Below are 23,970 nucleotides of genomic sequence, written 5' to 3' on the forward strand. Positions count from 1 at the left end.
TCATGACCTCCGCTCCTCCAGTCCCCATCCCCGTGCATCCGGTCTCCGGCGAGAGGGCTCGCGGAGGACGACTCGCAGCGCAGCAGTTTCACCTGGTGCTGCTGGACACCGAGCAGGCGGGCACCGTCTATCCGCTCGGCGACGAGGTGCTGCGCATCGGCAACGCGCCGGACAACGACGTGGTGCTCGACCACCCCACCGTCAGCCGCAACCACCTGCTGGTGCGCCGCCAAGGGGACCGGTTCCTGGTGCAGGACCTCGGCTCCACCCACGGCACGCTCCTCGATGGCGCCCAGGTGCGCGAGGCCTACCTGCGGCCCGGAGCCCTCCTCGGGGTGGGCGACGTGCGACTGCGCTTCAATCCCCAAGAGGCGCCGGTGGAGATTGCTCCCTCCGCCGAGGACTCGCTGGGCGAGCTGGTGGGCCGCAGCGTGCCCATGCGGCAGCTCTTCGCGCTGATCCAGCGCATCGCCCCTACGGACTCCACGGTGTTGCTCCTAGGCGAGACGGGCACGGGCAAGGGCGCCGCGACCCAGGCGCTGCACAAGCTGTCCCCGCGCGCATCAGGGCCACTCGTGGTGTTCAACTGCGCCTCGGTGTCAGACGCGCTCATCGAGAGCGAGCTGTTCGGCCACGAGAGAGGCGCCTTCACCGGCGCGGTGGGCCAGCGCATCGGCTGCTTGGAGCGGGCACACGGTGGCACCCTCCTCCTGGAGGAGATCGACGCGCTCGCCCTGGAGCTACAGCCCAAGCTGCTGCGCGCCCTCGAGGACCGGGAGCTCCATCGGCTCGGCGCATCAGCGCCCGTGTCCTTTGACACGCGCATCGTCGTGACGAGCAAGAGGGACCTGTGGGCGCAGACGCAGGCGGGCCGCTTCCGCGAGGACCTCTACTTCCGGCTGTCCGTCTTCACGGTGACGCTGCTGCCGCTGCGCGAGCGCAAGGAGGACCTTCCCCTGTTGGTGGATGCTTTCGGTGGCCAGGGGTTGTGGGCGCGGCTGCCGGAGAAGAGGCGCGAGCAGTTCCTCGGACACACGTGGCCGGGCAACGTGCGCGAGCTGCGCAACGCGCTCGAGGAGGCCACGTCCAAGCCCCACTCCGCCACGGGCGAGCTGCTCCCGGTGGCGTACTCGGGGCCCTTCAAGGCGTGCAAGGACGAGCTGGTGCGCGCCTTTGAGCGCGAGTACCTCACCCGGCTGCTCCGCCACACCAAGGGCAACATCGCCCGCGCCGCGCGTGAGGCGGAGCTGGACCGCAAGTACCTCTACTCGCTGCTGCACAAGTACGGGCTGGTGCAGAGCGAGGGGGACTGAGGCTACCGGGAGGAACGGCGGCGGCGAGCCATCAGCGGAGCCAGCATGCCCAGCAGCAGCCAGGGCGCATCCGCCGCGAGCCCCGAGGTGCAGCCACACCCGGACTCTGTCGAACTCCCGGCGGCGCCCACCTTCACGGTGAAGGAGCAGGTCGCCGTGTTGCCCGAGGCGTCGGTGGCCGTGACCTGCACCGGGTTATCTCCCGGAGGAAAGGTGGTCCCGGACGGCGTGGAGTAGTCGAGGATGACGTCCGAGGCGACATCCGCCGCCTGCGCCGGAGAGTAGTTGATCACCGCGCCCTCTCGGCTGGTGGCGGTGGCCTCCACGTCCGCCGGGCAGGTCAGGAGGGGCGCCCGGGTGTCTCGCACCGTCACCGTGAAGGAGCAGGTGTTGGTGTTGCCCGCGGCGTCAGTAGCCGTGACGGTCACCACGTTGTCCTTCACGGGGAAGGCCGTCTCGGACTCCTGGCTGTAGCTCACCGTGGGCGCCACCGCGCCATCATCGAACGCCTGCGCGGCGGCGTAGCCCACCACGGCGCCGGAGCGGCCCGTGGCCTCCACCGTCACACTCGCTGGGCAGGTGAGGCTCGGCGGCGTGCAGTCGCCGAAGAAGGCCGGAGAGAGAGCGTACGGCTCTCGTCCCAGGTTCCCATCCTCGGCGGAGAAGTAGAGGGTGTCGCCCGTGAACGTCAGCTGCTGCGGATCATGAACGGCCAGGTCGGGGGCCGCCAGCTCAGTCCCCTCCTCCGTCCCATCACTCATCCACAGCTTGAAGCCGGTGCCATCGTCCGCCGAGAAGAAGAGCCTCGAGCCCCCCGCCGTCAGCGACTGAGGCGACGAGCCCAGGTTCCCAACGCGGAGGTCTTTGACGAGCCGCGTGCCCGCCTCCGTCCCATCGCTCACCCACAGCTCGACACCGCTGCCGCCATCATTCGCGGTGAAGTAGAGCGTTCCGCCCAGGTCGGTGAAGGCGCTCGGGGCCGAGCCCACGCTCCCCTTCAGGATGTCTTTGACGAGCCGCGTGCCCTCCTCCGTCCCATCGCTCACCCACAGCTCGGAGCCGTGCTCGCCGTCGTTCAAGCGGAAGAAGAGCTTGCCCCCCACGGCCTTCAAGCCCTCGGGCGAGACAATCGTCTTGCCCGAGCTGGCCTTGACGCGCACCGTGCCCGCTTCCGTCCCGTCGCTCTTCCACAGCTCATTGGCGGCAGTCCCGTCAGTGGCCGCGAAATAGAGCGTGCTGCCCACCACCGTCAGCTGCCCCGGATTGGCATTGGTGGCTCCCGCCGCAATGTCCTTGACGAGCCGCGTGCCCGCTTCCGTCCCGTTGCTCGTCCACAACTCGTAGCCGTGGGTGCCATCATCCGCGGCGAAGAAGAGGGTGTTGCCCAAGAGCCGCATCGATCTGGCGGTGATGGAGCTGCGACCACCGGGCTGGACGTCCGCGACGAGCCTCGTGCCACCGAACGTTCCATCCGTCTCCCACAACTCCCGGCCGGCCACATGGTCCGCGGCGGCGAGGAAGACCTTCCCGCCCATCACGAGCATGTCGGTGATGCCGCTGGCCTCCAGCCCCTCACCAATCTCCCGCACCATCGTCGTGCCCGCTTCCGTCCCGTCGCTCCTCCACAGCTCGGACCCGTGCTGACCGTCGTTCGCGGAGAAGAGGAGCACTCCACCGAGCGCGGTCATCAAGGTCGGCTTCGAGCTCGCCCCCAAGGGGTTGATGTCCTTGACGCGTACCGTGCCGCCTTCCGTCCCGTCGCTCTTCCACAGCTCGGCTCCGGACGCGGCGTCGCTCGCGACGAAGTAGAGCGTCTCGCCCATCCGGAGGAAGGAGGAAGGCGACGAGCCATCCGCCCCTGACGCCACGTTCTTGATGATCGCGGGAGGACGACACCCGGGGAGCGGAGTGGCCTCCGCATGAGCCAACGAGGCGCTCCCCACCGTCAGCACGAGCGCCCAGGGACACAGCCACTCCAGGGTCCGACGAGACATCCACTCCCTCCTTCTCCAAACGGAGTGCGCCCCCCACGCAGGCGCACAAAAAACACAGGGGGCGCGAGGCCCGGGAAGTGTCCCGGGAGCCTCGCGCCCCCTGCATGAAAGCCTGCTACGCCTGGGTTTGCATATCGGGAGGGCGACGGACGCCCCCCCGGTGCCCGAGCGATTACAGCTCGTTCAGGTCGTAGTACTCAGCCGACGCGTTGTCGTGGTTGCTGACGCCGCCCACCGCGAGCACCGTGCCGTTGTTGAGCAGGGTGCCCGTGTGACGGTAGCGGTCCACGTTCATGAACGCCGTGACGCTCCACTTGCCCGTCGCCGGGTCATACAGCTCGGAGGCCGTCATGATGCCCGTGAGCTGGTGGTAGCCACCGGCCACCAGCACGCGGCCATCCGGCAGCATGTTGGCGGTGTGCCACTTGCGCGGGTCCTTCATGCTGCCCGTGGCCGTCCAGGTGTTGGACGCCGGGTCATACAGCTCCGCCGTGGAGCTCAGCGCCACGTCGATGCCCGCACCGCCCGCCACCAGCACCTTGCCGTTGTTCAGCAGGGTCGCCGTGTGCGAAGCGCGGCTCACGCCCATGCTCGCCGCGCTCGTCCACGTCCCGGTCGCCGGGTCGTAGATTTCCGCGGAGTTGATGAGGGCGTCGGAGGCGTCGCTGCCGCCCGTCACCAGCACCTTGCCGTTGGGCAGCAGGGTCATGGTGTGGAAGGCACGCGCCGTCTTCATGCTGCCGGTGTACGTCCAGGAGCCCGTGGCCGGGTCATACAGCTCGGCCGAGGCGAACACCGCGCCGTCGTACTCGGTGATGCGACCACCGGCCACCAGCACCTTGCCGTTCGGCAGCAGCACCGCCGAGTGGTGGAAGCGCTGCTGGTTCAGCTTACCGGCCGGCCGCCACTTGCCGACCGCGGGGACATACAGCTCCGCGGTGGCGTCGGTGATGGGGCACGAGCCGCCACCGGTGATGAGCACGCGACCATCCTGCAGCTTGGTGGCCGTGTGACCGCGGTGCGCGCCCAGGGTGTTACCCGTGGCGGACCAGGTCTTGGTCTCCGAGTTGTACAGCTCCGAGGTGGTGTTGAAACCACCGGCCACCAGCACCCGGCCGTCGTCCAGCAGGGTCGCGGTGTGGAGCATGCGCGGCAGGGCCATGCTGCCCGTCAGAATCCAGCCGCCGTGCCGATCCTCGCACACGCCGCCGGGGCCCGGAATCACGATGACGGTACGGGTGGCGGTGCCCACGTGGCCCGCCGCGTCCTTCACCGTGTAGGTGAGCGTGTAGGTGCCCGCGACCTTCGTGTTGACGGTACCCGTGACGGTAATCGCGGCGCTCAGGTCACCGGAGCAGGCGTCGGTGGCGGTCGCGCCCGCCTCGACGTAGGTGCTGCCGCACGTGACGGTCAGCGAGGGGTAGCCCGCCAGCGACACGACCGGAGCCTGGGTGTCGCTCACCGTCACCTGGCTGGTGCAGGTGGAGGTGTTGCCAGCGGAGTCCTTGCCCGTGTGCGTGACAGGGGTGGTGCCCAGCGGGAAGCGGCCAGCGCCGGGGTTGCTGGAGTACGTCGCGTCGCTGCAGTTGTCATCGCCGTACGCCTGGCCCGGGTTCACGTTCGCACCGCCCGCGACGCACTCGGCCGACACGTTGGCCGGGCAGGTGATGGTCGGAGCCGTGGTGTCAACGACGGTCACGTTCGCCGTGCAGGAAGACTGCAGGCCCGTCGAGTCGGAGCAGGTGAGCGTCGCCGTGGTGGTGCCCAGGCCGAAGTTGCTCGGCGACTGGTCGCAGCCCGTCAGGTCGCCGTCCGGGTCATACGAGCCGTTGTCGATGTTGATGCGGCTACCGGAGACGGTGCAGACGAGGCTGTCGGCCGACACGGTGACGTCCTTGCACTTCGCCACCGGAGGGCGAGGAACGGAGACGGACTTGCAGGAAGCGCTGCAGGTACCCGAGCCGTTGGAGGCACCGGTGTCGCACTCCTCACCGGGGTCGAGCTTGCCGTCACCGCACCAGTGCAGGCGGCACACAGACGAGCAGGCCGTGCCCGGCACGCCGTTGCTGGCGCCCGTGTCACACTCCTCGGGGTACTGCACCACGCCGTCGCCGCAGCGCACGGGGATGGCACCACGCGCCAGGACGTAGGGCACGCCGTGAGAGCCGTCCGCGAAGTCCTTGGAGCCCGGCAGGCGCGGACCGTAGGTCGGGTCACGCGCGATGACGAGCGGGGTGAAGTTGGCGGCCGGGTAGGAATCGAAGGCCTCGTGCACGGAGCAGCTCCAGTTGGAGAGCATGTCGTCCGTCAGGCCATTGAGGGCCGCGTGGGTGGCCACGATGTGGGCGTCGTCGTAGCAGCCCACGCCCGTCACGGTGAAGGAACCGAACGGCTCGAGCACCGGCACCGCCGTCTTGGGCGCGGTCTCGTGGTAGTAGCAGCTCAGGTTGATGTAGGCACCCGTCTTGCCCTCCTGAGCGGCGGCGAACTTGACGGAGTTCTGCGAGAACACATCCGCCGCGTGGTACACGGGGTCCGTGCCCACAATGACGACGTTACCGTCGATCACCGGGCCCCAGACGTGGCGGTTCTGCTCGACCACCGAGATCAGGCTCACGCTGGTGCTGCACGTGGGATCTCCCAGGATGATGGCGCGATAGCTGGCGAAGTCCGCCGAGGTCTTCGCCGCCCACTCCGCGTCGGAGACAACATCTACCGCGTAGCCCAGGCTTGCAGCCGCCTGCGCTTCAACGCTGTACTCGCCATCGGTGACCGTACCGGCCAGGATCAGGACCTTGTTGCTGCTGCTCAGGCCCTGCGGGCGCGTGCTCACAGCCGAGGACGGCACCGCCGACCCGGACTCCTGGCTCGCACCTTCCGAACTCGATGGCGCTCCGCCGCCGCAGGCCGCGAGCAACAACACGCTCAAGGCCATCAACATCCGGCTGCGGAAACCGCTCCAACTCTTCTCGTGGGTATCAGACAGCATCCGTACCCCCTCCCCTATGTTCAGACGCATCGCTCTCTCCTTAGAGACGCTTTGCGACGATGGCAGTGACGTCTGACTGACCGCACCGCGCGTTCTCGGCACTCCCGCTCCTGGCCGAAATACGTCCGGTACAAGACGGGCGGATGTATTTTTACACCGGGAGCACTCGAAAAATAAAATCAATCTTTCAAGTCCGCTATCACAGCAATGTCGGAATATCGCCTTGACGACGCAACAAGGCATCCCAGAGTGGATTGCCGTTCAGCGCCGGCCATGCGGGCCTTGCAAAAAGGCACCTGATGTGCGCCCACATGCGGCCTCTACATTCATGCGATGAACGGGGGTGTTGTCGTGTCTGGCCTTACACCCCCCTTCACTCCCAGGTAATGACATACTCGTTTTCAGTGGGGCCCAGGGACCGAGAGACGACTTTGGCCCCCTTCACGTTGGCGGTGTGGAACAGCGACAGGAAGCCCGCCTCAATCCACTGTCGAGGCATGAGATCGTGCTTGATGATGACGCCGCTCCTGGGTCCCGTCAGCGTCGCCTTGCACTCCGAGTTCCTTGACGCCGCCTCCATGGCCGCCGGCACGTTGCTGATGAGCCGCCGGGGGTCTCCCTGCGCCATCAGCAGCAGGACGCGTCCCGCTGCGGACGCATAGAAGGTCCGACACGCGGCGTAGCCCAGCTCCCACACGGCCTTCTCGAAGCTGCCGTACTTCTCGCTCAGCAGGCGCGACGCCATGTAGAGCAACCGCATGTACGTGTGATGGGGGTAGTTGAAGAAGTCGAGGATCCGCTCCTCGCCAATCTCCGCCAGACAGCGCCGCACGGCGTCCTCGCCCAGGTGCTGCCGAACCTCATCCACCACGCTGTTGAGGAACAACCCACGCATGAGATCCGTGGGAGCGAGAAGCGAGAGCCGCCACCGCAACTCTTCTTCCGAACCGAGCTCGAGCTGTGACGGATCCGCAGTGGCCGGCTTTTCCATGTACATCCCTCTTACGACAGAAGCGCTCGGGCCAAGGCTACTCGGTGCCGCGAACTCTGGTAAGGGGCGGGACGTAGCCGGGTAGCTTTCGCCCAGCGGGGACCACTCGGGGAGAAGGCTCCCGTACTGAGGGAGCGCGAGAAGCCGCCCAGGCGAGGGCGGAAAGGCCCTGCGAGCGTCCAAGCGCATGTCTGCGCTCGTCGCACTGGGGGGCTCGGCGATCGTCCGGTCCCTGTTCTGCGTGCCGGTGGTACCGGTTCTGGATGGAGTCCCGCTCGGGACTGCGAGGCCCGTTCGAGCCCGCCCAGGCCTGAGCCCGCTCACACGCTCCAGAGGGTCTCGACGCGGGCGCGCACCTTGCGCCGCCCCTCTGCGAAGCCCGGCAACGCACGCAGCGGCTGAAGCGCCGGGCAGTGGTCAATCCACTCCAGGTCGATGAGCGCCGTGTCCGCGGCCCGCCGGAAGTAGCCCAGCGCCTGCTCCGCGTGGCCGCAGAGGCCGAGGATTTCGGTGGAGATCTGACACATCAACGAAACGAAGCGCGGGCTGTTCGTCCGGGAGATCTCCTCGTCGAACACGGGGAGCAACTCGAGCGCCTGCACCTCGCCGAGCACCGCGGAGGCGTAGAGGCCCGTGATGCGGGAGATGAAGTCCGCCCCATCCTCCGCCACGGCCTTGCACCGTCGCAGCGTCTCCACATCCCGGGTCCACCCGGCGACGCGGGCCCGCAGCGACTCCGCCGCCATACGGTGCGCCGGCGACGCAGTCAGCCGCTCCAGCGCCCACCGGTAGTCCTCCATCTTCCCGCGCAGGGCACTGCACCGGGCGAACTCGAACAGCGCCGTCACCAGCGTGGGTGACACGTCATAGGCCAGCCGCAGCCGCACGAGTCCCTCGTCCGCGCGGCCCGCCTCGCACTGCATGTTGCCCAGGTACTCGAGCGTCGGCGCGTGCCAGGGCGCGATGTCCAGGCCCGTGCGCAGGGCCGTCACCGCCGAGTGCCAGTCATCCTGCTGGGCGGCGAGCATCGCCCGCGCCAGGTGTGTCTCGGGTATCGCCGACGCCAGACGCAAGGCCCGCTCGACACTGGCACGCGCGGTCGCGACATGGTCCCGCGCGGAGTCCTTCGTGCTCCTGAACCACGCGCGCAGGCTCGCGATGGCATGGAGCGCCATGGCGGGCGCGAAGTCCGGCGCCAGCTCCAGGCACGTGTCGAGCAACGCCAGCGGCTCCCCGTCATGGCTCCCCCGAAAGGTCCCATGAATCAAGGTGCTCGCCTGCCGGTGGAGCGCCAGCGCCTCGGGCGGGATGCTCGCGCGCCAACCCGCGAGCACCACCTCTCCTCTCAGCTCCTCGGCGATGCGCGGCACCAGCCGGTCCTGCAGCTCGAAGGCATCGTTGGAGGCGTACTCGAACCGGCCACTCCACAGCTGGGTACCTGACTGGGCCTCGAGCAACCGAACGGAGACGCGCACCGCCGGACCCGCGCTCTGCACCGTCCCGTCCACCACCAGCTCCACCCCGAGCTCGCGCCCCACGGTCCGTGGGTCTCGAGCATCGCGGAAGCGCGCCGTCACCCCACTGCCGGGCACGCGCAGCCCGCGGGCCCGGGAGAGCTGGTCGATGAGCGCCTCCGTCAGCGAGTCCCCCAGGAACTCGGAATCGCGCGGGCCCTGGAAGCGCAGGGGAAGGAGCGCCACCCCCTGCTTCACCGCCGGCGTGCTGCTGCGGGGCGAGGTGCGCGTCGTGGAGGCGTGTGAGACGGAGGCGGGGGCATGCGAACCCGCCACGGGTGCCAGGATGGGCGGACCCGACAGGGTGGGCTCTCCCACGCTGACGAGCCAGTCGCGCAGCGCCCCAGCCACCTCGAGCGCGCTCGCGGGCCGCTCATCGGGAGCGCGACCCAGACAGCGGTGCACCAGCTCAGCGAGGGGTGGAGGGATGTTGGCGCGCTGCCGCAGGTCCGGCGGAGGCTTACGCAGGCGGGCCATGGCGGCGGCCCACGGCGTCTCCCCGGTGAAGGGCACCTCGCCCGTGAGCATCTCGTACAGCAACAGCCCCACCGCGTAGACATCCGCGCGGCCGTCCACCGGCTCTCCCGACACCTGCTCCGGAGCCATGTACATGGGCGTGCCGACCGCCCCCATGGTGCGCGAGGCGAGCTCCCCCGCTAGCGCGCGGGCGATGCCGAAGTCGGTGAGGACGACGCGCCCACCGGCCTCGACGAGGATGTTGGCCGGCTTCAAGTCTCGGTGCACCACCCCGGCGGCATGGGCCGCGGCCAGCCCCTCGCAGACGGCCAGGGCGAGGCGAGCAGCGCGCGGCGCAGTCAACGGGCGCTCGCGGGCGAGCAGCGTGCGAAGGTCCTCCCCCTCCACGAACTCCATGGTGAGGAAGGTCTGGCCCTCGTGGGTGCCCAGGTCGTGCATCCGCGCCACGTGGGGGTGGGTGATGCGGCGGGCCAGGCGGACCTCGCGGCTGAAGCGCTCGATCGCGTCCGGGCCGGCGTCCTTGCCGAGCTCCAGCGTCTTGAGCGCCACCACATCGCCCACGAGACTGTCTCGTGCCTGATACACCGTGCCCATGCCACCGCGGCCGAGCATGCGCAGGAGGGCATACCGCCCGGCGAAGAGGGGCCCGGACGCGGCCTCGCCCAGGGGCGCCCCGCCCGGGGTGCCACGGATGACGGTCTTGTCGCCCCCATCGAGGGCAGTATCGGGCGGTCGCGGGTTCTCAGGCACGGCGGACCCAATCTAACCCGCGCCCTCGTCCCCTGCATTCACCCCAGGTAAAAAAATCAACAGGCAAAGGGACCTATCGAGACAGGCTCGCGCCATCACGAGCCCGGGCCGGTATGGCGGGCGAGGCCACTGACGCGGGACCCTTGGGAGCCAGGAGCAGCAACAATCTCCCGAGGAGGGTCTGCGCGAACGGGCGATAGCGCGTGTTCTGGAACGCGGTGAAGCGCCATCGACCCTCCTGCTTGACGGCGACGAGCGTCTGAACGGACAGCCGCCCGCGAGAAGGGCGCTTCTGGCGCGCCATGAGGATCGCCCCCTTGCCGTGGACGACAGCCACCCCTGGAGTCAGGAAGCGCACCGAGGGGGACTCGCCCACCAGGCGAGAGCCCTTCATGAACCGCTCGAACAGGGGCCTGTGACTCTCCGCGATCGCCGCGCGGCCCTTCAAGTGCGAGCCGTCGAAAACCACGTAATCAGCATCCTCCGTGAACAGCGCCGCGAACCCATCGGCGTCGCCCCTCCCCCAGGCGTCATGGAGTTGCCCCAAGAGCTCCAAGACAGCGGCCTCGTCAGCGGAGATTTCGGACGTCACCGCGGAATGCTCAGAATTCACGCTCACACCCCCAGCTCACTCATCGAATTAGCTAAGTTTTTTAGATATCAACCCTCTGAGCTAAGGTCAAGCCATGCCAGCCGATACATCCGGGAAGACCAAGCGCGTCAGGTTGGAGCAGGAGCTCTGCGACAGACTCGCCAATACGTTCAGCGGCGCTGTGGTGCTGTTCCATTCAGCGCTGGCCGAGCGGCTCGGGATGAACGTCACCGACTTCAAGTGTGTAGCCATCTTGAACGAGTCCGGTCCGATGACCGCGGGCCGACTCGCGGAGCTGACCGGGATGTCGACCGCGGCAACGACGCTGGTGCTGGACCGGCTCGAACGGGCGGGACTCGTCCGGCGAGAGCGGGACCCGAATGACCGCAGGAAGGTCATCCTCCAACCCATCTCCAGCCCGAAGATGGAACGCGACATCGGCCAGGCGATGGAGGAGCTGGCCCACTCGATGACCGAGGTCACGTCGAACTACAGTGTCCCCCAGTTGGAAACGATCCGTGACTTCATGGATCGCACCACGCAGGTGCTGCAGCATGTCTCTACCCGGCTGAAGACCGGAACATGAACGGCGCCCACAGCCCCGGAGGATCCCTTCGATGACGGATACCTGCATACGCGACTGTCACGCGCTCGTACCGGACCCAAGCGGCTCGCTCACCCTCGCCCGCCACCAAGACATCCTGATTCGCGGCAACCGCATCACGGAGCTCCGCCCCACCGGGAGCCCGATGGAGCCCGGCGTCACCGTCCTCGAGGGGAACCGGATGCTTGCCATGCCCGGGCTCATCAACACGCACGCCCACGTCCCCATGGTGCTCTTCCGAGGGCTGGCCGAGGACGTGCCCCTCGAGCGCTGGTTCAACGAGTTCATCTGGCCGCTGGAGAGCAACCTCACCGAGGAGGACGTCTACTGGGGTGCGCAGCTGGGCCTCATCGAGATGATCGAGGGGGGCGTCACCACCGTGGCGGACCACTACTTCTTCATGGACCGGGTCGCCCAGGCGGTTGAGGAGGCCGGCACCCGAGGACATCTCGGATGGGCTGTGTTCTCCAGCCGTGGCCACGAAGCGCTCGCCGAGACCGCCGCCTTCGCCGAGCGCTGGAAGGGGGGTGCTGGCGGCCGCATCACCACCTGCATGGCGCCACATGCGCCCTATACCTGCGATGATGGCTTCCTGCGCGCATCGGCCGAGCACGCCGCGCGGCTGGGGATCGGCATCCACATCCACGCCGCCGAGGTGATGAACCAGACGCTCGCCAGCGTGCAGAAGCGGGGGCTCACGCCCATCCAGGTGCTCCGGGACACTGGCATCCTCGACGTGCCCACCCTCATCGCGCATGGCTGCGGCCTGCTGCCTCAGGACCTCGAGCTGCTCGCCCGCCATCAAGCGAACGTGAGCATCGCCCATGCGCCCAAGACCTATCTCAAGCTGGTCATGGGCATCGCCCCCATCCGAGCCTTGCGCAAGTCCGGTGTCGCGGTGGGCCTGGCCACTGACGGCGCGGTCAGCAACAACACCCTCGACATCTTCGAGAGCCTGCGCCTCATGGCCCTGCTGCAGAAGCATGAGGCACTCGACCCCGAGGTGATGCCCATCCATGAGGCGCTCGACATCGCCACGCGAGGCAGCGCGGCCGCGCTGGGAATGGGCGATCGACTGGGAGTGCTCGCGCCCGGCTACCAGGCGGACATCCTCCTCGTGGACATCCGAGGAGCCCACTGGCAGCCACCCCACAACCTCCTGGCCGGGCTGGTGTACAGCGCCCGCGCCAGCGACGTGCACACCGTCATGGTCGATGGTCGCGTCATCATGCGCGAGCGCCGCCTGCTCACCCTCGACAAGGAGCGCGTCCTCACCGAAGTGGCGAAGACCATGGAGCGCCTGGCCCAGCGCGTGCCAGAGTCCCGCATCCAGCGCTACCAGCCATGAACTTCCATCCCATTGCCGGCGTCGCCTGGTACGCCATCGGGCGCATCTACGAGTCGAACGACGGCAAGGTGCAGGACCTGGGCTACTTCGCGCACCTCGGTGGCATCGAGCCCCTCTTCGACGGCTCTCCAGGCGAAGCCACGGCCTTCTTCACCTTCCGCTCCACGCCCTTCACCGTCCAGACGCTCCAGAACGGCGACCTCTCGGTGTCGCTCGACGCCACCGGCACCTTCACGCTGTACCTCCAGCATGAGCCGCGCGGAGACTTCTCGCGCCCAGAGACCTTCTCCCAGGGCGAGCCCATCGCCACCTTCGAGCGCCTCTACACCGCGGTGAGCACGTCGGTGGGGCCGCTCGCGAGCAACCTGTTCTCGGCGGCGCTGCGCTCCAGCGTGGACTTCACGCACCGGGGCAGGACCTGGAACCTGGCGCGGCTCATCCCCGAGGGCATTTCACAGCTCGGCACAGCCAGCACCACCGAGCTGCCTCCACCCCCGGGATACAAGCGGGTGCTGCCCTTCGTCGGCTCGGCCCTGGCGCTCGGAGGGAACGTCCGCGGGCGTTGAGAACACTCGCCCACGGACGCCTCCTCGTCCTCAGTTCTCCACGGCTCCAGCGGACTTGATCCAGTTGTAGATGGAGTCGAGATCGGCCGTGGCCAGCGGGGCGTTCCCGTTGAGCGGGTTGATGGGCATGCGGCTGCCGCTGATGCTGCCGTCGCCTGAGATCTTCTGGTACAGGTAGCTCGTCTCCGGGCTGCCCGGCTGGATGAGATTGCGCCCGGGGACCTGGCTCGAGGGCTTCAGCACCAGACGCTCGTAGACCTCATGGGAGGTGCCGAGCAGGTTCAGCCCGCCTTGCGGACTGTCACCCCCGTGGCAGCCGCCGCAGTTCGACTGGAGGATGGGCAGCACGCGCCCGCTCCACGTGTCACCGGAGCCCGCGAGGCTCAGGGCCGACGGGTTCTTCGAGTACGTGCACTTGTTGTAGTCGATGGACGAGGACAGGCTCCACTGCGCGGCGTTCGAGTCGAGCCCCTCGATGAAGCACATCAGCGCCAGCATGTCCGGCACGTTCGGCGGCTGGTTGGCCAGCGGCATGCGCGTACCGGGGACCGTCTGGTCGAGCATGTACCCACGCAGGCGCGCCACCAGGTAGCTCTCCTCGGGCTTGCCCGGCTTGATGAGCGGCACGGTATTGCCAGGGACGCGCGCACCATAGGTGCCGTTGCGGTTCTGGTCGCCCTGCACGATGCCGCTGGCCACCAGGCCCTCCACGGTGTCGCGCTGGTTCTCGTTCACCTGGGCGAAGAGGTGGCGCCTGTCATCGCCGAGCACCCACCAGGTCGTGTTGTAGCTGGCGAAGGCCAGATCCTGCACGTTGCCCTGGTCGTTGACGAAGGTGCGAATGAAGGTACCGGTGGCGGTGAGGCGATCCTCCTTCACAGGCACGGGATCGTGCAGGTACAGGTGCAGGCCCACGGTGCCGGCGTCCGGCCGCGCCCCGTTGTCGAGCTGCGTCTCGCCAGGGATGAGCTCGAACCAGCCGATTTCGATCTCCCGGAAGGACTGCTCGGCGAAGCGGAAGCGGTCACCCAGGCGCTCGCACCGGTCGAACACGCCCGTCGGGTTTCCAGACTGCACGTTGCACGGGGCGTTGATGGAGGCCACGAAGGTGCCCGGCGTGTGCAGGTCCGGGTACTCCTTCTGGTTGTGGCACACGCCATTGCTGCCGCTGCACGTGCGCATCACCAGCTTGCGGTGCAGGTCGATCCCCGTGGGGTACACCAGCTGCGCCGCCAGCACATCCGCGTCCGTGCCCGTGTAGGGCGCCACCTCTGAGGACGTGCCCGGCGTGGGGCGATTCGGATCGAAGGGGATGGAGCCCGGGTTGTCCGTGTTGGAGCCGGAGGAGCCACAGGCCAGCGTCAGGGCTCCGAGGGAGGCAAGGAGAAGGGAGCGCTTCATGCGAAGAAGTCCTGGATGGGGGCGTCCGCGGGGAAGATGCCCTGGTGGTCGGCACCGAGCAGGTCCAACATCGTCTTGAGCACCGAGCGGTAGGAGTACACCTTGCCGGTGGCCTTGAGGTTCGAGGCGTTCACCGAGCCCAGGCTCTTGCCGCCCTTGCCCGCGGCGGAGATGACGCCGCCCATGAAGGGCATGGACATCCACCGGGTGGCCAGGTCAGGGCCGTGGTCGCTGCCGTTGGCGGAGTTGAAGCGGCTGCCACCCGTGGTGCGGCCGAACTCGCTGCCGAGCACCACCAGCGTCTTGTCCCAATAGGAGCCGCCCTCGGGGTGCTGCATTCTCTGGAGGGCCGTGCGCAGACCGCTCACCAGCCGATTGGCTGCCTCCATCTCGCCCGGGAGCTCGGCGTCCTCACGCGAGTGGAAGTCGTAGCCACCCTGGTTGAGGAACACCGCTGGGCAGCCGAAGTGGAAGAGGCGCAGCGCGAGCGCCGCCCGCTGGCCCGTGGTGTCCGTGCCCAGCAGCGTCCGCAGCTCCTTGTTGGAGATGCCGTCCACCACGTCATTGCTGTCGGTGCTCACCCGAAGCATCGGGTCGCGGAAGATCTTCCCGTAGTCACTCGTGGCCTTGCGCGTCTGCTGGTACGTCTCCACGCTCCCGCGCAGCGCCGTGTGGAGCCTGTCCTTGAAGCGGGCGTCCATCTTCGTGGCGACGGCGCGCGCCCACTCCGGAAGGGTCGAGTCCGGGTCCGCGCTGAAGCCCTGGAAGCCACTGCCCTCCAGCACCGGCGCCCGGTAGGTGGCGTATTCGGGCGAGCCCGTGGCCATGCCCGCCTCGCCCAGGCTGAAGGCCGGCAGCAGGGTGATGCCCCTCGCGGCCGCTTCCTTCACGCGCTCGCGCACCCCGTAGTTGACGTACGTCAGGAAGCCAGTGGCCCCACCCACGTAGCCCGTGAGGAAGCGCTCCAGGCCCGTGCCATGGCCACCATCCGCACGCGCCGAGAAGGGCTCGTGGTCCACGCAGGGCAGTACGCAGATTTCATTGGTGAAGTCCGTCACCGGCTTCATGCCCAGGTCGCGGCGCGGCTTGCCTTCTTCCCCGTCCAGCCAGGCCGCGCGCTCCAGCAGCTTGCCCACCCCCCACTCGGTGCCGGAGGCGCGCTTGCTCGAGCTGCCGAAGGGGTTGAACTCGTCGTCCACGTCGCTGTTGAAGGCGGTGGTGAAGCGGAAGCCGCCGGACAGACGAATGTAGATGAGGTGGCGCACGGTGCCGTACCCGGCCGTCTGGGCACGGGCCTCGCGCGGCAGCCACAGGTGGGGAAAGGCCAGCGCGGCGGTACCGGCGCCCAGCCCCTGCAGCAGCCGGCGGCGGCCGAAGGTGGCGGACTTCGTGTCATCGGAGTCGGACATGGGTGAGGGCTCCGTGGGCTAGTAGAAGACGCGCTCCGCGCTCGACAGCAGCGCGAAGCAGTAGGGCCGGGCGAAATCTTCCGCCGAGCACAAGGTGAGGGCGCACGCCGTACCGGCCTCGCGGGCGTCGGCCCGCTCCGTGTCATCCGGCGAGCGGCCGAGCAACAGCCGGAACTGGTGGGTGGCGATCTCCTCGGCCACGTCCGCGTTCACCGCGCGGCTCGGGCCCACGCTCGCGGGCAGCAGCTTCTCCACCGCCGCCGCGCCCTTCGCTGCGGGATCCAACGTGGGGTTGCACAGCGTCTGCACGAAGGAGAGCTGGGTGGCCGTGGTGAGGATGCTCACCACGCGGAAGCGTCCGCCCACCACGTTCTCCGGACAGCCGCCCAAGGTGCGAGCCACCTCCGAGTAGCGCTCGTCGATCTCGCCCTTGTCGTCCGTCCTCCAGCGCGACTCCTGCAGCAGCCGGTAAGCGGCGATACTGCCCGAATTCAGCAGCGCCTCCGGCTGGCTGATGCGGTGGTCGCACCCGGGCAGCTCGAGGCCCGTGTTGCGAGCCATGGAATCAATCCACACCTCCGCATCCACCTGCTTGAGCGGACCGTACGTCCACCGGTAGGCGTTGGACGACGCCCCCTCGGCGGACTGAAGGTAGGCCGCGGAGGTGGCCACCGCGTAGTGCACCGAGCGGATGTCTCCGTTGTTCTGCAGCACCCAGCGCACCAGCTCCTCGCGCACCTCGGGCACCTTCGCGGACAGCTCATACCCCAGGTACTGCATGAGCACGTCGTCCACCGCGCGCTCCCAGAAGTCCAGCTGGCGCGCGAGGATGCGGCCCGGCGTCTGGAGCTTCGCCCACTCCTCACCGGTGAGCAGGCCGCTCCACAGCGACAGCTCATTCAGGTTCGGGTCGCGCGCGGCGCGCAGGTCCGGCGTGAAGATGACCTCGTTGTAGCCCCAGAGCACGCTGGCGCACTCGCCTCGGGACACCTCGTCCACGGCCCCGTTGTCATCCAGGCAGCGGAAGCGGATGAAGGCGTCCGGCAGGCGCATGCCCAGCTGCGGATGGTCGTAGTAGCCCGAGTGCCACAGCTTGTAGAGGCGCGCCATGTCCGCGCGCTCGTGCTCGAAGGGCGGGCGGCCCAGGAACTGGGTGAAGAGCGCCTCGGCCTTGTCGCCCGGGTCCGCGTAGCGGCGGGTGAACACCGGATGGGCGCTCACCACCGCCGCGAACAAGTCATACGGCACCAGCCCGCGGTACAGCTTCGCCACCAGCCGATCCATGTCGTAGATGGCCTGGAGGCTCGTCACCTCATTGCTATAGAGGAAGCGGTCCGCGGCGCGGCGCTGCTGGACGAGGATGAACTCGTCGCTCTCCATCAGCCGCTTCACCGTGGCGCCCCACCCGCCCGAGCACGTGGACTCGGCCTCGTCCGCGGTGGGCACGCGCCCCAGCATGTCCACGAAGAGCCGACGGCAGGCCTCGGCCTGGATGACGGGACGGTGGGACAGCCCCACGCCCCACAGGCTGCGGCACAGCCCACGGTTGACGGGGTTCTGCAGGCCCGCCCCGTTGCAGTACGCCACGCAGTCCGCGTCACAGTCTGGCGGGCGCGTGTCATTGGGCAGCGTCGAGACCGGGCGCGCCTCGGGCAGCACGTCATCTCCACCCGTGAAGTTGCCCGACGTGATGGGCTCCCCGTTTCCCACCATGCCCCCGGGACCGGTAGCCACCTGCTCCGGATCGAAGGTGTACGTGGGCTGGCACGCGGCCAGCACCGCGAGCACGGGGAGGAAGAGCGGACGAAACACAGCCATGCGCGACTCCCTACAGACGATGGGGGGGCTCAGAGCGAGAACTCGGCTCCGAGGGAGAGGCCCAGACGAAGGGCCAGGGTGCTCCAGTTCTTGCTGAAGTCGAGCCCGGAGATCTCCTGGCTCGTGGCGAAGAGGTACTGCTGCTCGGCCTGGGCGAGCACATCCGCGCGCAGCCAGATGCGCTCAGACATCCGCCGCCGCGCCCCGACGGAAGGCCCCAACAGCCAGCCCACGCGCGGCACGCTCCACACGCTCACGCCCTGCTCCTGGAGCCGGTTGATCTCCGCCGAGAACTCACGGCCGGGCACCAGGAAGGACAGCCCCGCGCGCCCCCCGAAGACGACCTCCGTCTTGTCGGCCACCGGCAGGCCGTACTCTCCGGAGGCGAACACCTCGTTCAGCACGCCGAAGCCGAACTGCCGGCCTCCTCCCGCGGCGTAGTTGCCGAAGATGCGCAGGCCACCGCCCACTCGCAGCCGCTCGCTCACCGAGGGCACCGGCGTGGTCAGCCAGGCCGTGGCGGACAGGAAGCCCGCGCTCGAGTAGTCGAAGGACTCGTCCCGGATCGACGTGTTGATGCCCTGTGAGCCAGTCATCCGCGAGCTCTCCAGGAAGAGGTCGGGCCCCACACCGATGCGCATCCGGCCCGGAGTGGCCGAGGCCGCGGACGAGGAAGCGCGTGCCGCAGGAGCGGACCGGGGCGCCGGAGTGGACCGGGGCGCCGGAGCGGCCTTCGCCTCCAGGGCCGGCTTGGACGCCACGACGGGGGCAGGCTCCTCCGTGGCCTTCGGCTCCGCGGCGGGCTCGGGAGCAGCCTTGGCTTCCACCGCGGGCGCGGGCTCCGGCTCCGGAGGCGAGGCTGCTGGCTCCGGGGCGGAAGGCTTCTTGGACGCGCTCGACTTCGCCTTCTTCGACTTCGACGTCTTGGACGACTTGGACGGAGCGGCCTGGCTCACCGGAGCGGCGAGCACCAACAGCGCGGAGAGGAAGCCGCAGCAGACACGAGGGAGCGAGGGGAACAAGTGGCGCGAGCGGAGGGGAAGCGGCACGGGAGACTCGGGTGCAGGGGAAACAGACCGCGACAGTCTACTCCAAAACACCCCTCCTCCCGGTCTCACGGGGACACGGAAGGAGGGAGGCACCGCGTCAGACTCAGTTGCGACGACGGCGGAGCAGCGTCATGCCACCCGCGATCAGGGAGAGCAGCATCACCGGAGAACCACCGGTGGAGGAGCAGCCGCCCTCGTCATCGTTATCACCGTTACCCGCGCCGCCCGTGATGGTCACACTGGCCGTCGTGGTCGCCACCCCGTCCAGGGTGATGTTGTTGTCGCCGTTGACGGAGTTACCAGCGCCGAAGATCTTGACGGTGCCCGCCGACTGCGGAGCCACGAGCGTGAACGGGAAGCGAACCTCTCCAGCACTCGCGGACTTGGGCGCGGAGTGGGTGAGCTCGCCACTCACCTTCTTCGAGCCCTCGCCGGCCTCGAGCGACGCCGCCGTGTTGTCGACGGCCACGTTGAAGCCCCCCTTCTGCCCAGGGCCACGGATGATGAGCGTGTACTGACCCGTCGCGCCCGCCTCGAGCGACGTGGGACCCGAAATCTCAACCGTGGGCGCAGTGCCACCACTGTGGCACATGGTGCACGTCTGTGAAGTCTTGCCCGAGTAACCGGTCATACCGCCGGAGTTGGCCAGGGCCGAGGAGGACAGCAGGCACAGCGAGAGCACACCAGCAGCACCGTACGACGGGAACCTCATACGACCTCCAGGAGAGATGGTTCTCTTTTTAACTCGCTTCGCCCCTTCCTCCCATGCCCCCCTGACACACCGCGTCTGTCCCACAGTGGCGCCAACCGTGAGAGCGAAGAAGGGCGCGATGACAGTAACGGCCCCGCAACGCACTCACGGCTGCCGGGTGAAATCGCAGACCGACACCGTCCCGCCATCCGCGCTCACCCCGCCTATCGGGCAGGAGGCGGTGCTCCCGTCGGGCCTGGAGTACGTCTTCGGATAGCCGGTATGTGCGGTGCGCAGCGTGTAGTCAGCCGCTCCGTAGTCCGTACGATCCACACCGCTCACGGCCACCTTGAGGACGCCGCCGCGAAGGAAGCGCGGTGCCAGACAGGCGCAGGCATAGGGCAGCACCGTCACCTTGGTGGAAGAGCGCCCCCGCTCCAGCGAGTACAGGGGCTGTAGGTCGCTCTGGCTGCCGCTCGGCGAGTGCCAGGCGCGCAGCGGCTCCTCCCGGTACGCCAGCGTCAGCGGCGCGCCCGCGCTCCCCGTGGACACCTGCGTACAGCCGCTCCCGTCCGTTCGCTCCCCGTCGCAAAGGGTCAAGTTCAATGAGAGCCCATGGGGCGTGCCTCCGTCGGGCAGGTGAGCCACCTCCCACTGCACCTCCCAGGTGCGATCCACCGACTCGGCCGAGGGAAGAATGAAGGTGAAGGTGTCCACGTCGCTGGTCACGGCGTCGTAGTCCGCGGGGCCGCGCACGCCCTGCCCCTTCGTCGGATCATTGCCGACGAGCTGGCCCAGGCCATAGGAGATGGAGCCCTTCACCTCGTAGTCGACGCCCGTGGGGGGCGCGGGAAAGGTCCGGGCTTCGTCATCGCGGGCCAGTATCTTCGACGAAGGCGGTCCCGCGGTCTCGTCCGCGTCGCTCAGCCACTCCACCTCCAAGCGATAATCTCTGTCGTCCGCCCAGTTCGAGCCCTCATCCTGAACGAGGAAGTAGTAGCGCACGGAGGAGGTGTGCGGCGGCACCGGCAGCACGCCTTCGAAGTTGCGCAGGGAGGAGAAGGACTCGGACTCATCGCGCGAGGAGCGCAGGCACAGCGGCGTGCTCTTGTTGTTGCACCAGCCATTCACCAGCGGTGTCACGTTCGGGTCCGAGCCATAGCCATTGCCCTTGGGGCACGCCTCCGCCTTGCTGACACAATCGGCGGCCGAGAAGCCCGTCACTTCGGTGAAGACGCGCACATGCCGGACCGGAAGCTCGGGCAGCGCAGGGAAGCGGCCTCCCGAGGACAGCGGCACCAGTCGGTAATGCAGCACGGAGTGCGCGGTGCTGTAGGACGGCACCTCCACCCCGTACCAGTCCAGGTCCGGCACAGAGCCCAAGCGCCCGGTGAAGGACGTCTTCGCCGTGGAGGCCTCGGGGCTCCCGCTGAGAGTCACCACGCGAGCCCGAGCCAGCTCGTCGTTGTCACCGGAGACATCCTGCGGATCGCCCTCGTCCAACACCCGCACCTCCACCGTGTATTGCAGGCGCATGTCCCCGGGCGGCGGCGCGCTGGAGGTGCCACTGTTCCAGGCCCGCACCAGCACCTGCCACGTCCCCGCCACCTTCACCCGGCGCGCGGTGGCCAGGTCCGCCGCCAACTCGTTGGAGTGGACGCGCCCCTCGGCCTCGGGACTGTCGTCCGGGCGCATCAGCTTGTACGACAGGAAGTAAGCGGGCGGAGGCTGGGGAGCGAGGCTCGGCGCCGTCACTCGCACGTAGGCAATCTTCCCCACCGGCACGTCGAAGGCGAAGCGGTCCACATCCCCCTCCGTGGCCAGGTACCCGGTGGCACTGCCCACCCGGACACCGCCCTGGTTCGTCAGCACCAAGGGTGTGGCCGAGTCCACTGTGTCGTTGGACTCGTTCGCGTCCGGGTTCTCCAGCACCTCCACCGTGAGCGAGTACGGGTTGCGCGAGTCGTAGCCGGGACGGCTCGAGTTGGAGGGCTCGTCACCGAGCAGGAGCACCAGCTTCGCACCCGACTCGGTGAAGGGGACGAGGAACTCGACAGGCTTCGGCTGGCCCTCGCCATGCGCGTCCACCCGGCGCGGTGCCACCTCGGAGCCGTCCTCGCGCAAGAGGCTGACAGACAGGTTCACCGCGGTGCTCTGCGCAGCATAACCGGCGGTGACGCGCAGCAACGAGCGGGGCCCCAGGTCCGCGGGCAGTTGCACGCTGTACCAGTCGGTGTCGCCCTCGAAGGAGATATGACGCTCCAAGGACTGGCCGAGCGTGAGCCGGCACTCGGACGAGCGCAGCGCTTCCTCGCGAGTGTTGCAGGAATCGGCCGGTTCCCGTCCGGGACAGGCGGTGAGGGCGAGCAGCACAAGAGACAGCAATCGGGTGATGAGGGGGGGCAGGGTCATCAGGGCGTCTCCTGCCGAGGATGTAGAGCCCAGCCCGCACTGCGAGCGCAAGGGCCTGCGTCTGCGCGTCGAAGCGCACGGAAATGTGCCAGGAGGATGAAAGCCGAACATGCGGTCCACACCTGGACGGTCCAGGTCCTCTCGGATGCCCACAAGTCGGTCGGCTGAGGATATGGTGGGTGCCGGACCCCGTTCACACCCGCCGGCCCTCCGCATGTACCTGCGCAGCCTCACGCTCCAGAACCTCAAGCTCCTGAGGGATGTCGCCATCTCCTTCACCCGCTCGGATGGGGAGATCCGGCCATGGACCGTCTTCGTCGGAGAGAACGGGCTGGGCAAGACAGCCATCCTCCAGGCCATCGCGCTCGCCGCGAGCGGCTCTTCCCTCGGCAGCGAGCTCGCGGACGTCACCGCCTTGCCGGACCGGCGCCAGCCCTCCACCGAGCTGATGCTGATCGGCGCCGAGTTCACCTTCGGACAAGAAGGACACAAGGCCCGGAGCTACCCCGGCCTGGAGCACAAGCACTCGCTCCCGCCCTACGTGCGCAGCTCCATCGCGGCCAAGAACACCTGGCGCGAGCTCGTCGGCAGCTCCCGCTACGTCGGCGTCGAGCACACGCAGGTCTTCGATCCCATCCGTGAAGCGCGCCGCACGCAGTTGCCGGGGTGGTTCGTCGCGGGCTACGGCACGGCGAGGGCCCTGCCCCGCCCCAATGCCATTCAAGGCGAGGGCCTCACGGATCCCATCAAGCAGCGCCTGGTGAACCTCTTCGATCAGGGCAATCCGATCGCCACGGGCTTCGCCGACTTCTTCGAGCCAGCCCAAGCGAAGGCCTACACTCGAGTGCTCCGGCAGGTGCTCCTGCAAGGCAACCTCCTGCCGGGCATCGTGGACCTGGAGCTCCAGAGCCACGGCGTCGTGCGGACCCGGCAGGATCTGCTGGAGGCCCACCGCTTCGAGCTCGAGCAAGGCGGCAAGCGCATCCAGATTCCCGCCACGTGGCTGTCCCACGGGTACCAGGGAGCGATCGCCTGGCTCGCGGACCTCATCGGCCACATCCTGCTCGAGGCGGGCAAGCCGGTGCCGCCGGAGAAGATGGAGGGGCTCGTGCTGGTGGACGAGCTCGATCTGCACCTGCACCCGCGTTGGCAGGCCGCGCTCGTGCCCGCGCTGAAGACGGTCTTCCCCCGGCTCCAGTTCGTCGCCACAACCCACTCCGCGATGCTGCTGCCGGGGCTGGAGCAGGAGGAAGTGCTCGTGCTCCGTCTGGACGAGGAGGGCAACGTCTACGTCGCCCAGGCGCCCGCCTCCCCGTCGTGGCTGACAGGCAGTGAGATCTTCGACGCGTTCTTCGACAGGAAGGGCAAGCCCGCCAAGGGCCCCGCGCCGCGCCAGAAACCACCCGCGCCGGAGAAGAAGCAGCGCCCCCCCAAGGCCGCGGGCCGCACGAAGCGCAAGTAGAGACGCAAGCTCCCTCTCCCTCTGGGAGAGGGCCGGGGTGAGGGTCTACACCCAGGAGCCCCGAACTCAATCCGCCTGCGCGAAGTAACGGAGGATCTCCGCCTCGTCGATCGTCACCAGGCGTTTGATGCCATCCTGCCGGGCGTAGCGCTGGATCTGCATCACTCCGACCGTGGTCTGGACGAGCACGCCCACCTTTCGGAAGCCTCCGAGCCAGCGCGGGCGCATGCGAAGGAGGGCGGCTTCGAAGTCGGGATCATTCCGGCCCGGGGCGGCCCGGACGTCGGCGAGGATCACATACCGCTGCCGGTCCAGACGATCCAGGGCCTCGCCGAGCTCCGTGAAGACGCGTTCGAACTCCGTCAGCGAGGCGAACGGCTTGTCACTGCGAACGGTGCGGACGAGGCGCATCCGCTCATCGACGTAGACGGAGAAATACTCGTTCCGGAAGAGCTGATTCGGAAGGGCGGGAAACTCTCCCGTCGAACCTGGGCGACGCCACGAAGAAGACTGAGTCATTGAGGAAGGGGGGCTCTCGCTGTTCCGCCGGAGGAACGCTTGCACGGAGAGGGGGATGGAGGGAAGTCCCG

At 68.3% G+C, this 23,970-nt stretch carries 17 protein-coding genes; 5 read left to right on the forward strand and 12 right to left on the reverse strand.

The window, feature by feature from the left end; all coding sequences use genetic code 11:
* Positions 1-2 precede the first annotated feature (2 nt).
* Positions 3-1,313: a sigma 54-interacting transcriptional regulator gene (locus F0U60_RS42700; RefSeq protein ID WP_395808745.1), complete on the forward strand. Its 1,311-nt coding sequence runs from the start codon at positions 3-5 to the stop codon at positions 1,311-1,313.
* A gap of 2 nt (positions 1,314-1,315) precedes the next feature.
* Here the strand turns inward: F0U60_RS42700 and F0U60_RS42705 are convergent, their stop codons facing one another.
* From F0U60_RS42705 to F0U60_RS42725, 5 genes are all read right to left on the reverse strand, one after another.
* Positions 1,316-3,307 (reverse strand): ELWxxDGT repeat protein, encoded by a 1,992-nt coding sequence (locus F0U60_RS42705; protein WP_395808747.1) that lies wholly within the window; start codon positions 3,305-3,307, stop codon positions 1,316-1,318.
* Between the two features lie 172 nt (positions 3,308-3,479).
* On the reverse strand, positions 3,480-6,326 hold the full coding sequence (locus F0U60_RS42710; protein ID WP_395808749.1) for a kelch repeat-containing protein: 2,847 nt from the start codon (positions 6,324-6,326) through the stop codon (positions 3,480-3,482).
* Positions 6,327-6,669: 343 nt separating this feature from the next.
* A complete protein-coding gene (locus tag F0U60_RS42715; protein ID WP_395808751.1) occupies positions 6,670-7,287 on the reverse strand; it encodes a TIGR02265 family protein in 618 nt (205 codons plus the stop codon).
* A gap of 320 nt (positions 7,288-7,607) precedes the next feature.
* Positions 7,608-10,028 carry a protein kinase gene (locus tag F0U60_RS42720; RefSeq protein ID WP_395808753.1) on the reverse strand — a complete coding sequence of 807 codons (2,421 nt, stop codon included), beginning with the start codon at positions 10,026-10,028 and terminating at the stop codon, positions 7,608-7,610.
* Positions 10,029-10,101: 73 nt separating this feature from the next.
* Positions 10,102-10,641 (reverse strand): SgcJ/EcaC family oxidoreductase, encoded by a 540-nt coding sequence (locus F0U60_RS42725; protein WP_395808755.1) that lies wholly within the window; start codon positions 10,639-10,641, stop codon positions 10,102-10,104.
* Positions 10,642-10,714: 73 nt separating this feature from the next.
* Here F0U60_RS42725 and F0U60_RS42730 point away from each other — a divergent pair, with 73 nt between their 5' ends.
* The 3 genes from F0U60_RS42730 to F0U60_RS42740 are packed head-to-tail and all read left to right on the forward strand — an operon-like array spanning position 10,715 to position 13,138.
* The gene (locus tag F0U60_RS42730; protein WP_395808758.1) at positions 10,715-11,206 is read left to right on the forward strand and encodes a MarR family winged helix-turn-helix transcriptional regulator; all 492 of its coding nucleotides are present in this window, start codon (positions 10,715-10,717) and stop codon (positions 11,204-11,206) included.
* A gap of 31 nt (positions 11,207-11,237) precedes the next feature.
* Positions 11,238-12,572 carry an amidohydrolase gene (locus F0U60_RS42735; RefSeq protein ID WP_395808760.1) on the forward strand — a complete coding sequence of 445 codons (1,335 nt, stop codon included), beginning with the start codon at positions 11,238-11,240 and terminating at the stop codon, positions 12,570-12,572.
* Positions 12,569-13,138, forward strand: coding sequence for a hypothetical protein (locus F0U60_RS42740; protein WP_395808762.1), 570 nt, complete (start codon positions 12,569-12,571; stop codon positions 13,136-13,138). Before F0U60_RS42735 ends, F0U60_RS42740 begins: the two co-directional genes overlap by 4 nt.
* Before the next feature lie 30 nt (positions 13,139-13,168).
* On the opposite strand, the gene F0U60_RS42745 is transcribed toward F0U60_RS42740, so the two are convergent.
* From F0U60_RS42745 to F0U60_RS42770, 6 genes are all read right to left on the reverse strand, one after another.
* Positions 13,169-14,539, reverse strand: a complete 1,371-nt coding sequence (locus F0U60_RS42745) for a hypothetical protein (RefSeq protein ID WP_395808764.1) — start codon at positions 14,537-14,539, stop codon at positions 13,169-13,171.
* Positions 14,536-15,948 (reverse strand): DUF1501 domain-containing protein, encoded by a 1,413-nt coding sequence (locus F0U60_RS42750; protein ID WP_395808766.1) that lies wholly within the window; start codon positions 15,946-15,948, stop codon positions 14,536-14,538. Before F0U60_RS42750 ends, F0U60_RS42745 begins: the two co-directional genes overlap by 4 nt.
* A gap of 18 nt (positions 15,949-15,966) precedes the next feature.
* Positions 15,967-17,766 (reverse strand): hypothetical protein, encoded by a 1,800-nt coding sequence (locus tag F0U60_RS42755; protein WP_395808768.1) that lies wholly within the window; start codon positions 17,764-17,766, stop codon positions 15,967-15,969.
* A 29-nt stretch (positions 17,767-17,795) separates the two neighbouring features.
* Positions 17,796-18,815: a hypothetical protein gene (locus F0U60_RS42760; protein ID WP_395808770.1), complete on the reverse strand. Its 1,020-nt coding sequence runs from the start codon at positions 18,813-18,815 to the stop codon at positions 17,796-17,798.
* Between the two features lie 103 nt (positions 18,816-18,918).
* Positions 18,919-19,527 carry an MXAN_6652 family MXYO-CTERM-anchored protein gene (locus tag F0U60_RS42765; RefSeq protein WP_395808772.1) on the reverse strand — a complete coding sequence of 203 codons (609 nt, stop codon included), beginning with the start codon at positions 19,525-19,527 and terminating at the stop codon, positions 18,919-18,921.
* A 144-nt stretch (positions 19,528-19,671) separates the two neighbouring features.
* On the reverse strand, positions 19,672-21,918 hold the full coding sequence (locus F0U60_RS42770) for a cell-cell cohesion protein MtsF (RefSeq protein WP_395808774.1): 2,247 nt from the start codon (positions 21,916-21,918) through the stop codon (positions 19,672-19,674).
* 214 nt (positions 21,919-22,132) lie between these two features.
* Here F0U60_RS42770 and F0U60_RS42775 point away from each other — a divergent pair, with 214 nt between their 5' ends.
* Positions 22,133-23,380, forward strand: a complete 1,248-nt coding sequence (locus F0U60_RS42775) for an AAA family ATPase (protein ID WP_395808776.1) — start codon at positions 22,133-22,135, stop codon at positions 23,378-23,380.
* 66 nt (positions 23,381-23,446) lie between these two features.
* Here F0U60_RS42775 and F0U60_RS42780 read toward each other — a convergent pair whose 3' ends face one another.
* Positions 23,447-23,899, reverse strand: coding sequence for a hypothetical protein (locus F0U60_RS42780; RefSeq protein ID WP_395808778.1), 453 nt, complete (start codon positions 23,897-23,899; stop codon positions 23,447-23,449).
* Between the last annotated feature and the right edge of the window lie 71 nt (positions 23,900-23,970).

This window comes from Archangium minus, from assembly GCF_044360475.1.
In the GTDB taxonomy this organism is placed as follows: domain Bacteria; phylum Myxococcota; class Myxococcia; order Myxococcales; family Myxococcaceae; genus Archangium; species Archangium minus.